The following is a 14,766-nucleotide window of genomic DNA, read 5'->3' on the forward strand; positions in this document are numbered from 1 at the left end:
CCGCCGCGTCTCTACGCGCAGCCTGAATCGAACCGGTTCGACGATCCCCGACGATTGAGGACGCCATCCATGCCATCCGCTGACAGATCCACACGGCGCCGGGCCCCGGCCGCCGTGGCGCTGACCCTCGGTGCGGGCCTGCTGGCCGCACCGGTCGCCCCCGCGCACGCGGCGGAGCCGCCCCGGCCCGCCGCCCGGTACACCTTCGACCAGGACGACATGGCCTCCGGGAAGATCGCCGACAGTTCCGGCAACGGCCTGACGGCGGACCTGGTGAACGCCTCCACCGCCCGGTCCGTCGAGGGCACGGCCGGGGGCAAGGCCCTCGCCCTGCCCGGCGGTGCCGCCGACTCCAGCGGCGCGTACGTCCGCCTGCCCCGTGACGTGGTCGGCGACGCGGCCGACCTGACGGTCTCCGCGCGCGTGAAGTGGAGCGGCGGCAAGTCGCCCTGGCAGCGGATCTTCGACCTGGGCACCAACACCACCAAGTACCTCTTCAGCACCCCGTACAACGGCAGCGGGCTGCTCCAGACCTCCGTGACCACCGGCGGAGGGGGAGCGGAGGCACAGGTCCGCGGTTACGCGCCGCTCCCGGCGGAAGAGTGGCGGACGGTGACGGTCACCCTCGACACCTCCGCGGGCCGGCTCACCACCTACCTCGACGGCGCGGCGGTCTCCTCCGCCGAGACCGGCATCAAGGCCAAGGACCTGCTGGAGAGTTCGGCCACCGCCGCGGGCTACATCGGCAAGTCCCTCTACCCGGACCCGCTGCTCAAGGGCGCGATCGACGACTTCACCGTGTGGCACGCGGCACTGAGCGCCGAGCAGGTGGCCGGTACGGTCGGTGCCGTGCCGACCGTCCAGGAGCTCTCGAAGACGTCCTTCGAGGTCCGTACCACCACCGGGACCGCCCCGTCCTTCCCGGCCGCCGCCCGCGCCTCCTTCTCCGACGGCTACGACCGCGACATACCGGTCACCTGGGACGCCGTACCGTCCGAGAAGTACGCGAAGCCCGGGACGTTCACCGTCGCCGGGACCGCGGCCGGACGCGCGGTGCGGGCCACCGTCACCGTGGTCCGCGAGGGACAGCTCACCGTCGACCTCGGCTCGGACACCGGCGCGTTCCACGGCGGCGCCTCCGGCACCCTCTACGGCGTGTACGGACCGGACGTGCCCACCAACAACCTCATGGAGGGCATGGGCCTGCGCACGGTCTCCACCAAGGCACAGGACGGCCCGCAGCACCCCGGTGCCGACGCGCTGGAGGTGGTCAAGCCGCTGGCCGACTCCACCGACGGCGATGTGTACATCTACATGACCGACATCCACCGCGGCTTCCCGTACCAGTGGCCGGGCGACACGCCCGAGGAGAAGCTCAAGCTCTACCGGGAGAAGGTCGCCCAGCAGGTAGACCAGGTCCTGAAGCTGCCGAAGCAGTACCAGGACAACGTCGTCTTCGTGCCGTTCAACGAGCCCGAGGGCAACATGTTCGGCACCGGCGAGTGGAGCTACGACAAGGTCAGCTGGCTCGACGATCCCGACGACTTCTTCGCCGCCTGGGACGACTTCCACAAGCTCATCAAGGGCAAGATGCCCGAGGCCCGCATCGCCGGCCCCAACACCAGCGTCCTGTACGACCAGGTGAAGGGCTTCCTCACCCACACCCTGGCCGCCGGCACCCTCCCGGACGTCATCACCTGGCACGAGCTGAGCCACCCGGAGGCGGTGCGCGACAGCGTCGCCAAGTACCGGGCGTGGGAGAAGGAGCTGTTCAAGGGCACCGACAAGGCGGGCACCGAACTGCCCGTCAACATCAACGAGTACGCCTTCAACTACCACACCTCGGTGCCCGGCCAGATGATCCAGTGGGTGTCCGCGATCGAGGAGTCCAAGGTCGACGCCGACATCGCGTACTGGAACATCGACGGCAACCTCTCCGACTCCGCGGTGCAGTCGAACCGCGGCAACGGCCAGTGGTGGCTGCTCAACTCGTACGCCTCGATGAGCGGGCACACGGTGAAGGTGACCCCGCCGTTCCCGGGCGAGAACTACACCATGCAGGGCGTCGGCACGCTCGACGAGAAGCGGAAGCAGGCCCGGCTGCTCTTCGGCGGCTCCACCGGCAAGGGCCACATCACCTTCGCGGGCGTCCCGAAGAAGCTGTTCGGCGACCGAGTGCACGCCTGGGTGAAGGAGATCGAGTGGAGCGGGCAGGTGGGCGACCACTCCGGCCCGAAGCTGCTCGCGGAGCAGAACCTGAAGGTCGCTGACGACGGCACGGTGGTGGTCGACTTCGGCGACGGCGCGCTGCCGAAGCTCAAGGAGTCCTCGGCGTACGAGATCGTCCTCAGCCCGGCCGGGAAGGCGAAGGGCACCCAGTCCCCGCCCGTGCGCTGGCAGGGTTCGTACGAGGCGGAGGACGCCGCCCACACCGGGTCCGGCTGGTCGAAGAACGGCCCGGAGGGCTCGCCCCGCGACGTGTCGAAGTTCTACACCTCCGGCGGCTACGACGTGGGCGGTCTGCGCACCGGCTCGGACGTCACGCTGGACTTCACCGTGGACGTGCCCGAGGACGGCACCTATGACCTGAGCGTCTTCGCCAACTCCCTCAACACCTTCGACAAGGTGAAGGAACAGGGCCCGACCAATGTCTTCCTGCGCGTGGACGGCAAGGCGGACAGTGAGCGGCAGCTGCACTTGCCGCTCGGCTACAAGTGGGTCGTCTGGGACCACACCGACGCCAAGGTGAAGCTCACCAAGGGCAAGCACACCCTGACGCTCGCCGCGAAGAGCCTCGACGGCAAGCGCGCCACCCAGGGTGACGCCATCGTCGACCGCCTCACCCTGTCCCTGCCGGACGCCTCGGCCCGCACCCAGGTGTACGAGGGCGAGCTGGCCTGGCCGGCCGGCGGGGCACGGCCCGTCCACGACCTGCCGAAGCAGTCGGGTTCGGGCGCGCTCCGGCTCGCGAAGGGCCAGACGGCCACGTTCTGGGTCTACTCGCCCGCCGACCGCGAGGCCACCCTCAGGGCCGACACCCTCGGCGGCACGGGCGCCCGGCTCGCCGTCAACGGGCACGACGTCCTGCGCCTGGCCGGGAACCGGAGCAGCGTGGCCGTATCCCTCTCGGGCGGTGTCAACAAGGTGACCGTGACCGGCGGCCAGGCCACGACCCTCCTCGACCGTCTGACGGTCACACCGACCGAGGGCAAGCTGCCGACGCGTACCTACGAGGCCGGCGACGCCAGGCTCGCGGGCTCGGCCACGCTCACCCCGCTCTCCCTGGCCACCGACGGGACGGCGATCACGGGCATCGGCGGCGACCCCGGCAACGGCAACACCGCGACGTTCACGGTCACGGCCGACCGGGCCGGCCTGTACGCGCTGCGCGTCCGCTACTCCAACCCGGAGCAGTCGGAGGCCACGCACTACAACCCGGACCCGCTCGCCCGCCACGCCGACATCAGCGTCAACGGCGGCGCGCCGCGGCGCGTCGGCTTCCCGCACAGCTTCCACCAGAACAACTTCTGGGAGCTGACCGTCCCGGTGCACCTCAAGAAGGGGAAGAACACGATCGGCTTCCGCTCCGAAGAACTGCCGAACTACGACGGCACCACCTACGCCTCGGACACCTTCCCCGGGGTGCTGCTCCGCTCCCGCTACGCGCCGCTGATCGACCGGATCACCGTCGTGCCGTACGCGCGAGAAGACTGAGCGGACCGAGGGGTGAGACCGTTCCTCCGGGGGACCCGCTGAGCAGGCGGGGTCGGTGACGCTCCCCTGGGGGACCGGCCCGGCCCAGGTTCCCCCAGTTCAGCCATGTGCTGGGGGAGCCGTCAGGCGAGGCGGCCCTCATCGCAGACCCGCCGGGCCACCTCGCGGAGCTTGATGTTCTTCTCCTGGGAGAAGCGGCGCAGCACGTCGAAGGCCTCCTTCTCGGTGAGGTGGTGGCTGCCCATGAGGATGCCCATGGCCTCGCCGATGACGTGACGGGTGGCGACGGCCTGCTCCAGTTGGGCGTGACTGCGGGCGCTGGAGAAGGCGACGGCGGCGTGCGAGGCCAGCAGCCAGCCCGCCGTCTCGCTGTCCTCCGTGAAGGCCCCCGGGCGGCTGGAGTAGAGATCGAGGGCGCCGAGTTCCTCGTCCTCGGTGTACAGCAGGAAGCCCATCATGCTGCCCACGCCCAGGTCACGGGCCTGCTCGGCGTACGCGGGCCAGCGCGGCTGCTCGTCGGTGAAGTCGGTGATGCGGAAGACCCGCTCCGCCGTGCCGCTGCGGGCCGCGTCGAAGCAGGGGCCCTCCGCCAGGCGCTCCTGCAGCTGGTCGCTCTTGACGACCAGGTCGGAGGTGGGAGCGAGCGTCTCCACCCGTTTTCCGTGCAGGAGGAGGATGCCGGCCGCGTCGCATCCCGCCACGAGCTTCGTGGCCGAGTCGGTGATGTGCTCGAGGGTGGCGTCGACCGACTGCTGAGCGAGCAGGTCCCGTGCCATGGAGGCCATCTGCTGCGCGAACACGCGCCATTCCACAGTGGTTCTCCCTCGGTCGTCGCCTCGGCGTGCTCTCTGCCCACGTTGCCACGTTTCCCCGGGCAGAGCCGCTCCGTTGCGTCATCTATCGAGTTTCGATAGATTTCCATCGTAGCTCGATCGAGGGAGTGGTAATGGGGAAGCTGGCCGTGGCGACGTTGCGTGGAGTGCTCGTGGTGCTGCTCGCCGGGTCGCTGTTCGTGCAGGCGGTGATGGTGCCGCTGCTGGCCGTCGATCTGGACGGCCTGAACCCGGATCACGCGTACCTCCGCACCCCGATCCTCGTGATCACGATCCTCGGTATCGTGACGGCCCAGGTCGTTGTGGTCTGTGTGTGGCGGCTGGTGACGATGGTGCGCCGCGGGACGGTGTTCTCCACCGCCGCCTTCCGGTACGTGCACATCGTGATCGGCGCGTTCGTGGCGGCCGCCCTGCTGGTCTTCGCCCTCGCGGTCGTTCTCGCGCCCGGCGAGGCCGTCGCTCCCGGGGTGGTTCTGCTGCTGTGCGGGGTCGTCGTGGCCGTGCTGGGCGTCGCGCTGGTCGTGCTCGTGCTGCGCGTGCTGCTCGCGCAGGCCGTCGCACGGGACATCGAGGCGGCCCGGATGCGGGCCGAGTTGGAAGAGGTCATCTGATGGCGATCGCCGTCGACATCGACGTGATGCTGGCCAAACGGAAGATGTCCGTGGGCGAGCTCGCGGAACGCGTCGGCATCACCCCCGCCAACCTGGCGGTCCTCAAGAACGGCCGCGCCAAGGCGGTCCGTTTCTCGACACTCGCCGCGCTCTGCGAAGTACTGGAGTGCCAGCCGGGGGACCTGCTGCGCTGGGAGGCGGACGGGGCCGCCGACCCGACAATGTCCTGATGGAGAACATCAGCGTCCGCCCGGCCCGGTCCGGCGAACTGGCCTCCGTGGCCGCACTCCGATGGGACTGGCTCGTCGAGAACGGCGGTGAGACCGTCGGCGAACGCGAGGAATTCGTCCGGCACTTCGTCGGCTGGGCCGAGGAGAACGCCGGGTCGCACCGGTGCATGGTGCTCGTGCGTGACGACGTGGTCATCGGCATGGCCTGGCTCGTGGTGGTGCAGCGGGTGCCCACGCCGCGGGCGCCGAGGAGGGCCTCCGGTGATGTCCAGTGCGTGTACGTCGTACCCGAGGCACGGGACGGCGGGCTCGGCGGGCAGCTCATCCAGGCGGTTCTGGACCGGGCCCGGGAGCTCGGGCTGGAGCGGGTGACCGTGCACTCCAGTTCGCGGGCGATTCCCGCGTACGCCCGGCGTGGTTTCCAGGAGTCGCCCCGGCTGCTGCAGGCTCGGGTCGCGAGCGGGTGACTCGTATGATCATGGCGCCAGGTGGAGGATCTGCGGGAGAACGGGGCGGGACTGTGCGGTGCTGGATCCGGACGGGCTGCTGAGGCGTCTTCGACGGTATGGATGTGGAGAAGCCGGCCCGCGAGGGTTCCGAGGCGCGGGTCGACCTGCGCAAAAGGGCGCCCGAACCGTCGGCGCCGCCTGTACGTGAGGGCACCGCGCCCGAGGGGTGCCTCGCCGTCGCGATCCGGATTCCCGTGCGGATCGTGGTGCTCGTGCTGGTCGTCCCCGTGCGGATGGTGTGGGACGCGCTCGTCGTGGCCGGGCGCTTCCTGAACGACGTGCTGTTCCGGCCGGTGGGGCGGGCGCTGCTGTGGCTCGGGCGGGCGGTGTTCGTCTGGCCGTTCGTGGGGCTGTGGCGGTACGTCGTCGTGCCGGTGGGCAAGGCCCTCGGGTGGCTCGGGAACGTACTGGTGGTCGTGCCCCTGGTGTGGCTGTACCGGTATGTGCTGACGCCGGCCGGGCACGCGATCGCGTGGGCTGCCAAGGGGGTCGGGGCCGCGCTCGGCTGGGTGTACGCCCACCTGCTCACGCCCGTCGGGCGTGCCGTGATGTGGATGCTCAAGGGGCTCGGCGCCGTGCTCGCCGCGATCGGGATCGGCGTGTGCACGGTCCTGGCATGGCTCGCGCGGTACCTCGTCGTCGTACCCGCCCTGTGGCTGTACACCTGGGTGATCGCACCCGTCGGGCGCGCGATCGCCTGGTGCGGCAAGGGGCTGGTGTGGCTGGTGAGCGCGATCGTCACCGGCATCGGAACGGGCCTCTACTGGATCACCCGGATCCTGCTCGTCCTGCCCGCGCTCGCCCTCTGGCGCTGGGTTCTCGCCCCCGTCGGGAGGGTCCTCGCCGTCATCGGACGAGAGATCTGGGACGCCCTCGGGCACGCGTGGCGCGTCGCCGGGTACATCTCGCTCGCCGTCGGGCGGTTCCTCGGCACCCTCTTCCGGTGGATCTTCGTCGAGCCGGTGCGGTGGGTGTACCGCAGCGTGCTGACACCGGTCGGACACGTCGTGCGTGACACCGTCCTGCGGCCCGTCGCCGAAGCCGCCCGCAGCGTGGGGCGCGCCACCCGGCAGGCCCTGGCCGCCGCCCGGGAGTCCGTACGGCAGGCGCGTGCCGACTTCCGGCGAATGCTCTTCGGCGAGCCGAGGCAGCCGCGGCCGGTCGACCGCGGGGAACCTTCGGGGCGCGAGACACGTACTCTTGGTAGCAGTACGACCGCTCTCACGAAGGACTGAACGACACTGGGCAAGCGACAGCCCGAAGGCCCGCCGCCCGCACCCGCGGTGCAGCGCATCCGACTGCGCTACACCAAGCGCGGCCGCCTCCGGTTCACCAGCCACCGTGACTTCCAGCGCGCCTTCGAGCGTGCGTTGCGCCGTGCCGAGGTGCCGATGGCCTACTCGGCGGGCTTCACACCGCACCCGAAGGTGTCGTACGCCAATGCCGCACCCACCGGCACGGGCAGTGAGGCGGAGTACCTGGAGATCGCGCTCACCGCACCGCGCGATCCGGAGCAGCTCAGGGCCCTTCTCGACGCGTCGATGCCCACCGGGCTCGACATCGTCGAGGCGGTCGAGGCCCGCACCTCGGGACTCGCCGACCGGCTGACGGCTTCCGTGTGGGAGTTGCGGCTGGACGGTGTGCATCCGGAGGAGGCCCGCCGCGCGGCGGACACCTTCAAGGCGGCCGAGACCGTCGAGGTCCAGCGCCAAGCCAAGAACGGCGTCCGCACCTTCGACGCCCGCGCCGCCGTGGTGAGCCTGGAGATCCCAGACCTCACGGAAACGCACAGTTCCCAGGCTGATAGGCCGACCGACCAGCCCTGTGCGATACTGCGGCTGGTTGTTCGGCACGTGACGCCTGCCGTACGACCCGACGACGTCCTGTCCGGTCTCCGCGCCGTGGCCGACCTGGCGCCGCCGGTCCCCGCAGCGGTGACCAGGCTGGCGCAGGGGCTGTTCGATGAAGAGACCGGCACGGTGACCGACCCGCTCGCGCCCGACCGCGAGGCAGCGGAGGCCCTCTCAACGGCCGAACCGACTGCCGCCGCGACGGCGCCGGCGTAAGGAAGGTTCCGCGAAGGGACGGACGTCGTAGCGCCGCCCTCGGACTCGGGAGCCACCTGGGTCGGGCAGCGTACCGACCAGAAGACTTTCGCCAGGCCGTACGCATTCGGCGTACGGAACCGGCGAGACAGGACACAGAGAGCTCCCGTGCGGCGCCCGCGCCCCGGACGGCGGCGACGCGCACAGCGCGAGCCGCGGACGTCACCGGCATCGCCGGACCAGGCGCGGCGCCCGGGAGCCTGACGGGAGAAAAGCCCGCATGCTCGAACCGACCGAACCCATCGAGGGTTCCGAACAGAACACTCCCAGCGACACCCTGCCGCCCCGTCGGCGGCGGCGTGCCGCGTCCCGCCCGGCGGGTCCCCCCGTCGGCGGCACCTCCGACGCCCCGGTCGAGACCGTCGCGCCGGCCATACCGGCCGCCGATCCCGACGAACTCGCGGCCGAGGTCGTAGACGCCGGCGAGGAAGCCGCGGACGAGACGTCCGAGGCCGCGCAGACCGCCGAAGCCGTCGAGAGCGCCGAAGAGGCCGCGCCCGCCGCTCGCAAGCGGCGCCGCGCGGTCCGTCGCGCATCCGCACCTGCCGGGACTCCGGAGGCCACGGAGGCCGCCGAGACCGTGGTCCCGGTGACCGCCACCGCTCCGGCCGACTCCGAGGCGTCGGAGCAGGCCGAGGTCTCCGCCCCCGCCGCGTCCGCCGCGGTGTCCGAGGACGCCGCTCCCCGGCGTACCCGGCGTCGTGCGACGCGCACGGTGACCTCGCCTGCTGCGGCTCCGGCGGAGACGTCCGGGACGGCGTCGGCACCGGCCGCGTCCGGTGACGCGGAGCCGGGGGCCGCAACCGGTGGGCCCGCCGAAGAGGCCGAGGCCGCCGCATCCGCCGAGGTCTCCGAGGACGCCGCTCCGCGTCGGACCCGTCGCCGTGCCTCGAGGCGGGCGTCCGCGCCCGCCGGGGCGCCGGAAGGCAACGCCGAGGAGGCGAAGGCACCTGTGACCGAGAACCCCGCCGCCGAGCCCGCCCGCGCCACCGAGGCCCCCGCCTCCGAGGCCGCGCCCGCGCCCGAGGCCCCCGCCGAGGCCACCCCTGCCGCGGAACCCGCCGAGGCCGCCGAGGACGCCGCCCCGCGGCGTCGTCGTCGGGTCGCCCGCAGGGCCGCCGGCGGTTTCGCCGAGCCTGCCCAGACCTCCAAGTCCTCCAGGTCCTCGAAGTCCGCCGCCGCGGCCACCGACACGGCCGCGGGTGAGAGCGAGTCGGCCGCGCGCCCCGCGCGTCCGGCCGTCGCCGTGTTCCAGGCGCCCGTGTTCACCGAGCCCCAGTTCCAGACGCCGGAGCGGGCCGCTGCCGCTGCCGCCGCCGAGGCGGCCGTGACCGAGGAGCCCGAGGAGCCCGAGGAGTCAGCGTCGGCTGAGGCCCCCCGGGAGGAGCAGCCCGGCGGGTCGCGCCGCCGGCGTCGCCGGCGGGGTGCAGGCGACGAGCCCGAGGCCCCGGCCGTCGAGGCCGCTGCCGCGCAGAGCGCCGACGACGAGTCGGAGGACGCCGAGGACTCCGCCGACGGCGATGAGCAGGACGAGTCCGAGGGGAGCGGCTCGCGCCGCCGCCGTCGCCGGGGCGGTCGCCGCCGTCGGCGTGGCGACTCCGCAGACTCCGACGAGAGCACGGACGACGAGTCCGAGCAGGCCACCGGCCAGGACGCCGAGGACACGGCCGAGGAGGACGAGGAGTCCGACGAGGCCGCCGACCGTGACGAGTCGTCCGGCGGGGGCGGCTCCGCCAGCAGCCGCCGTCGCCGTCGCCGCCGTCGCCGTGCCGGTGACAGCGGCACCGAGGCCGAGCCCTCCGAGGACGACCCGGAGCGCACGGTCGTCAAGGTCCGCGAGCCCCGTCCCCCGCGGGAAAGGGGTGCGGAGCCGTCCGACGAGGTGCAGTCCATCAAGGGCTCGACCCGTCTGGAGGCCAAGAAGCAGCGCCGCCGCGAAGGCCGCGAGCAGGGCCGCCGGCGCGTCCCGATCATCACCGAGGCCGAGTTCCTGGCCCGGCGCGAGGCCGTCGAGCGCGTGATGGTCGTCCGCCAGCACGGCGACCGTACGCAGATCGGCGTCCTCGAGGACAACGTGCTCGTCGAGCACTACGTCAACAAGGAGCAGTCGACCTCGTACGTCGGCAACGTCTACCTGGGCAAGGTCCAGAACGTGCTGCCGTCGATGGAGGCCGCCTTCATCGACATCGGCAAGGGCCGCAACGCCGTGCTGTACGCCGGTGAGGTCAACTTCGAGGCGCTGGGCATGGCCAACGGGCCGCGGCGCATCGAGTCCGCCCTGAAGTCCGGCCAGTCCGTGCTCGTCCAGGTGACGAAGGACCCCATCGGACACAAGGGCGCCCGTCTGACCAGCCAGGTCTCCCTCCCGGGCCGCTACCTCGTGTACGTCCCCGAGGGCTCCATGACCGGCATCAGCCGCAAGCTGCCCGACACCGAGCGGGCCCGGCTGAAGACCATCCTCAAGAAGATCGTCCCCGAGGACGCGGGCGTCATCGTGCGCACCGCCGCCGAGGGCGCGAGCGAGGACGAGCTGCGCCGGGACGTCGAGCGGCTGCAGGGGCAGTGGGAGGACATCCAGAAGAAGGCCAAGAACGGCGGCAGCTCGAACGCACCGTCGCTGCTGTACGGCGAGCCGGACATGACCGTCCGGGTCGTGCGCGACATCTTCAACGAGGACTTCTCCAAGGTCGTCGTCAGCGGTGACGAGGCCTGGTCGACCATCCACGGGTACGTCTCGCATGTCGCCCCCGACCTGGCCGAGCGGCTGTCGAAGTGGACCTCCGAGGTCGACGTCTTCGCCACGTACCGGATCGACGAGCAGCTCGCCAAGGCCCTCGACCGCAAGGTCTGGCTGCCCAGCGGCGGCTCGCTGGTGATCGACCGGACCGAGGCGATGATCGTCGTCGACGTCAACACCGGCAAGTTCACCGGTCAGGGCGGCAACCTCGAGGAGACCGTCACCAGGAACAACCTGGAGGCGGCCGAGGAGATCGTGCGCCAGCTGCGGCTGCGCGACCTCGGCGGCATCATCGTCATCGACTTCATCGACATGGTGCTGGAGTCCAACCGGGACCTGGTGCTGCGGCGCCTGCTGGAGTGCCTGGGCCGGGACCGGACCAAGCACCAGGTGGCGGAGGTGACCTCGCTGGGGCTCGTGCAGATGACCCGCAAGCGGGTCGGGCAGGGGCTGCTGGAGTCCTTCTCCGAGAGCTGCGTCCACTGCAACGGCCGCGGTGTCATCGTGCACATGGAGCAGCCGACGGCCGTCGGTGGCGGCGGCAAGCGCAAGAAGCGCGCGCGTGCCGGTGCCGCCGAGCAGCCGCACGTGCACGAGGCGGCGGCCGTCGAGACCGCCGAGCAGGAGGCGGAGACCGAGGCGGAGGTCGGTGCCGAGATCGCCGAGCCGATCGCCCTGCCCGAGCCGTCCTTCGAGCCCGACGAGGAGCTGTTCAGCAGCGCCGCCGAGGCGGAGGCCGCGGCCTCGCGCGGGCGTACACGGCGCCGGGCCAGCCGGCGGGCATCCGCTCCGGCGGGTTCGCCGCGCGGTGAAGCGGCGGAGCCGCAGGCCAGGAAGGGCAGGAACAAGGCCGAGCAGGCCGAGGCCGAGGTGCCGACGGCTCAGGACGTGACCGTCGCCGAGGAGGTCGTACGTCCGGTGCAGCCCGAGCCGGCCGCCGAGGCGCAGGCCGAGCCGATGGCCGTCGAGGACCCGGTCGTCGAGGCCCCGGCCGCCGAGGAGGCCGCGCCCAAGGGCCGTGGCCGTCGGCGGGCGACGCGCAAGGTGTCCGCGCCGGCCGGTTCTCCGGCGGGGGCGGAGGCGACCGTGGTGACGGTCTCCGAGACCGCACCCGCCGCGCCCGAGGCCACGGAGGCGCCCGAGCAGGACGGACAGCCCGAGGCGCCCGCCGAGAGCGCCGCCCCGGCCCGCCCGCGGCGCCGTGCGGTGCGCAAGCCCGCCGCGTCCACCGCGTCCGAGGAGACGGCCGTCGTGGTCGTGTCGTCGGCCGCGGAGGAGCCGTCGGACGCCGGAGCCCCGGCAGCCGAGGCGACCGCGGAGACCGCCGAGGCCGCCGAGGAACCGGCTCCGGCCAAGAAGACGGCCCGCAAGACGGCCAAGAAGGCCACGGCGAAGAAGGCCGCCACCAAGAAGACCGCGGCGAAGAAGACCGCGGCCAAGAAGACGACGGCCAAGAAGGCGGCGACCACCAAGACCGCCGCCAAGAAGACCGCGTCGAAGAAGACCGTGGCGGCGGAGCAGTCCGTGTCCTCCGCGGCCTCCGTCTCGGCCTCCACCGACGAGGGCTGACATCCCGCCCCTGTGCGACCGGCGTGACCGGTCGCACAGGCGGCGGACCGGCCTCGGTTTGACCCCCTTGGCCGGGGCCCCGTAACCTTGACCGTCGGCGTGTCGACTGACACGTCACATCCCCGTAAACCTCATCCTCCGGGCGCCCGGCGCCCAGGAGAGGCTGCTCGCTGAGTCGGGCGGCTGGCCTGCGGGGGTGCCGTTTCCCGAGCGAGAGAGAGTTCCGCGTGTACGCCATCGTGCGCAGCGGTGGTCGCCAGCACAAGGTTGCTGTCGGCGACATCGTTGAGGTTGACAAGATTTCCACTGCCCAGGTTGGCGACACGGTCGAGCTCTCGACCCTGCTCGTTGTCGACGGCGACTCCGTGACCAGCGACCCGTGGGTGCTGGCCGGCATCAAGGTCCAGGCCGAGGTCGTGGACCACCACAAGGGCGTCAAGATCGACATCCTTCGCTACAAGAACAAGACCGGCTACCGCCGTCGTCAGGGCCACCGCCAGCAGTACACGGCGATCAAGGTCACTGAGATCCCCGCGGCTGCGAAGTAAGGGACTGAGGAGACATGGCACACAAGAAGGGCGCATCGTCCACCCGGAACGGTCGCGACTCCAATGCCCAGCGGCTCGGCGTGAAGCGCTTCGGCGGTCAGGTCGTCAACGCGGGTGAGATCCTGGTCCGCCAGCGCGGCACGCACTTCCACCCCGGTTCGGGCGTCGGCCGTGGCGGCGACGACACGCTGTTCGCGCTGAACGCCGGTGCGGTGGAGTTCGGTACCCACCGTGGCCGCAAGGTCGTGAACATCGTTCCGGTCGCCTGACCGGAACGCTTTCGCGAGGCGGACCTCACTTCCCTCACGGGAAGCGGGTCCGCCTTTCGCGTGTTGGCCAGAGAACAACCCCGTACAACCCGTACGGATACGTACGCACAATGGAGGCACACACCATGACCACCTTCGTGGACCGCGTCGAGCTGCATGTCGCCGCGGGTAACGGAGGCCACGGCTGTGCCTCCGTCCACCGCGAGAAGTTCAAGCCGCTGGGCGGACCGGACGGCGGTAACGGCGGTCGCGGCGGGGACGTGATCCTCACCGTCGACCAGTCCATCACCACGCTTCTCGACTACCACCACTCCCCGCACCGCAAGGCCACCAACGGCAAGCCCGGCGAGGGCGGCAACCGCTCCGGCAAGGACGGGCAGGACCTGGTGCTGGCGGTGCCGGACGGCACGGTGGTGCTGGACAAGGCGGGCAACGTCCTCGCCGACCTGGTCGGGCACGGCACGTCCTTCGTCGCCGCGCAGGGCGGCCGGGGCGGGCTCGGCAACGCGGCGCTGGCCTCCGCCCGGCGCAAGGCGCCCGGTTTCGCGCTGCTCGGCGAGCCGGGGGACCTGCGGGACGTCGTCCTGGAGCTGAAGACGGTCGCCGACGTGGCGCTCGTCGGGTATCCGAGCGCCGGTAAGTCGTCCCTGATCTCCGTGCTGAGCGCCGCCAGGCCGAAGATCGCCGACTACCCCTTCACCACGCTCGTGCCGAACCTCGGAGTCGTCACGGCCGGTTCGACCGTGTACACGATCGCCGACGTGCCCGGGCTGATCCCCGGGGCCAGCCAGGGCAAGGGGCTGGGCCTGGAGTTCCTGCGGCACGTGGAGCGGTGCAGTGTGCTGGTGCACGTCCTGGACACCGCCACGCTGGAGTCGGACCGCGACCCGGCCTCCGACCTCGACATCATCGAGGAGGAGCTGCGGCAGTACGGCGGGCTGGACAACCGCCCGCGGATCGTCGTCCTGAACAAGACCGACGTACCGGACGGCAAGGACCTGGCCGAAATGGTGCGGCCCGACCTGGAGGCGCGCGGGTACCGCGTGTTCGAGGTGTCGGCCGTGGCGCACCTGGGGCTGAAGGAGCTGTCGTTCGCACTCGCGGAGCTCGTGGCCAAGGGCCGGGCGGCGAAGCCGAAGGAAGAGGCCACCCGGATCGTGATCCGGCCCAAGGCCGTGGACGACACGGGCTTCACCGTGACGCGCGAGGACGACGGCCTGTTCCGGGTGCGCGGTGAGAAGCCCGAGCGGTGGGTGCGGCAGACCGACTTCAACAACGACGAGGCCGTCGGGTACCTGGCGGACCGGCTCAACCGGCTCGGTGTCGAGGAGGCGCTGGTGAAGGCGGGCGCCCGGGGCGGCGACGGCGTCGCCATCGGGCCCGAGGACAACGCGGTCGTCTTCGACTGGGAGCCGTCCCTGACGGCCGGGGCGGAGATGCTCGGCCGACGGGGTGAGGACCACCGGTTCGAGGGGGAGCGCCCGGCCGCGCAGCGCCGTAAGGACCGGCAGGCCGAGCGCGACGAGGCGCAGCAGGAGTTCGACGACTTCGAGCCGTTCTGAGTTAACAAAGAGCAAATTCGCGACCGACTTTGATGCAACCAAGTCGCTCGTCAGTGAGTCGTACAGGGCAGCGCGGATG

At 71.5% G+C, this 14,766-nt stretch carries 11 protein-coding genes; 10 read left to right on the forward strand and 1 reads right to left on the reverse strand.

The window, feature by feature from the left end:
• Positions 1-69 precede the first annotated feature (69 nt).
• Positions 70-3,714, forward strand: coding sequence for a LamG-like jellyroll fold domain-containing protein (locus OG542_RS26925; protein WP_328414023.1), 3,645 nt, complete (start codon positions 70-72; stop codon positions 3,712-3,714).
• 122 nt (positions 3,715-3,836) lie between these two features.
• Here OG542_RS26925 and OG542_RS26930 read toward each other — a convergent pair whose 3' ends face one another.
• Positions 3,837-4,526, reverse strand: a complete 690-nt coding sequence (locus tag OG542_RS26930) for a GAF and ANTAR domain-containing protein (protein WP_328414025.1) — start codon at positions 4,524-4,526, stop codon at positions 3,837-3,839.
• A gap of 134 nt (positions 4,527-4,660) precedes the next feature.
• On the opposite strand from OG542_RS26930, the gene OG542_RS26935 reads away from it, so the two are divergent.
• From OG542_RS26935 to obgE, 9 genes are all read left to right on the forward strand, one after another.
• Complete coding sequence (locus tag OG542_RS26935; protein ID WP_193478042.1) at positions 4,661-5,158, forward strand: DUF2975 domain-containing protein; 498 nt, start codon at positions 4,661-4,663, stop codon at positions 5,156-5,158.
• Positions 5,158-5,388 (forward strand): helix-turn-helix domain-containing protein, encoded by a 231-nt coding sequence (locus tag OG542_RS26940; protein ID WP_184592611.1) that lies wholly within the window; start codon positions 5,158-5,160, stop codon positions 5,386-5,388. The genes OG542_RS26935 and OG542_RS26940 overlap by 1 nt, the downstream gene beginning before the upstream one ends.
• Complete coding sequence (locus OG542_RS26945; protein ID WP_328414028.1) at positions 5,388-5,855, forward strand: GNAT family N-acetyltransferase; 468 nt, start codon at positions 5,388-5,390, stop codon at positions 5,853-5,855. Before OG542_RS26940 ends, OG542_RS26945 begins: the two co-directional genes overlap by 1 nt.
• Positions 5,856-5,953: 98 nt before the next feature.
• A complete protein-coding gene (locus OG542_RS26950) occupies positions 5,954-7,132 on the forward strand; it encodes a phage tail tape measure protein (RefSeq protein WP_328414030.1) in 1,179 nt (392 codons plus the stop codon).
• A gap of 48 nt (positions 7,133-7,180) precedes the next feature.
• Positions 7,181-7,963 carry a TIGR03936 family radical SAM-associated protein gene (locus OG542_RS26955; protein ID WP_328414031.1) on the forward strand — a complete coding sequence of 261 codons (783 nt, stop codon included), beginning with the start codon at positions 7,181-7,183 and terminating at the stop codon, positions 7,961-7,963.
• A 259-nt stretch (positions 7,964-8,222) separates the two neighbouring features.
• Positions 8,223-12,308 (forward strand): Rne/Rng family ribonuclease, encoded by a 4,086-nt coding sequence (locus tag OG542_RS26960; RefSeq protein ID WP_328414033.1) that lies wholly within the window; start codon positions 8,223-8,225, stop codon positions 12,306-12,308.
• A gap of 227 nt (positions 12,309-12,535) precedes the next feature.
• Entirely contained in the window at positions 12,536-12,856 is a 321-nt protein-coding gene (rplU, locus tag OG542_RS26965) for a 50S ribosomal protein L21 (RefSeq protein ID WP_184592603.1), read from the forward strand.
• A 14-nt stretch (positions 12,857-12,870) separates the two neighbouring features.
• The gene (rpmA, locus tag OG542_RS26970; RefSeq protein WP_019063244.1) at positions 12,871-13,125 is read left to right on the forward strand and encodes a 50S ribosomal protein L27; all 255 of its coding nucleotides are present in this window, start codon (positions 12,871-12,873) and stop codon (positions 13,123-13,125) included.
• A gap of 125 nt (positions 13,126-13,250) precedes the next feature.
• Positions 13,251-14,687 (forward strand): GTPase ObgE, encoded by a 1,437-nt coding sequence (gene obgE / locus OG542_RS26975; protein WP_311125666.1) that lies wholly within the window; start codon positions 13,251-13,253, stop codon positions 14,685-14,687.
• Positions 14,688-14,766: the final 79 nt, after the last annotated feature.

It is taken from the genome of Streptomyces violaceus (assembly GCF_036014075.1).
Taxonomy (GTDB): Bacteria; Actinomycetota; Actinomycetes; order Streptomycetales; family Streptomycetaceae; genus Streptomyces; species Streptomyces violaceus.

Coding starts and splice junctions, on each gene's coding strand:
- OG542_RS26925 (WP_328414023.1), top strand. CDS start 70: ATGCCATCCGCTGACAGATCCACACGGCGCCGGGCCCCGGCCGCCGTG.
- OG542_RS26935 (WP_193478042.1), top strand. CDS start 4,661: ATGGGGAAGCTGGCCGTGGCGACGTTGCGTGGAGTGCTCGTGGTGCTG.
- OG542_RS26940 (WP_184592611.1), top strand. CDS start 5,158: ATGGCGATCGCCGTCGACATCGACGTGATGCTGGCCAAACGGAAGATG.
- OG542_RS26945 (WP_328414028.1), top strand. CDS start 5,388: ATGGAGAACATCAGCGTCCGCCCGGCCCGGTCCGGCGAACTGGCCTCC.
- OG542_RS26950 (WP_328414030.1), top strand. CDS start 5,954: ATGGATGTGGAGAAGCCGGCCCGCGAGGGTTCCGAGGCGCGGGTCGAC.
- OG542_RS26960 (WP_328414033.1), top strand. CDS start 8,223: ATGCTCGAACCGACCGAACCCATCGAGGGTTCCGAACAGAACACTCCC.
- rpmA (WP_019063244.1), top strand. CDS start 12,871: ATGGCACACAAGAAGGGCGCATCGTCCACCCGGAACGGTCGCGACTCC.
- obgE (WP_311125666.1), top strand. CDS start 13,251: ATGACCACCTTCGTGGACCGCGTCGAGCTGCATGTCGCCGCGGGTAAC.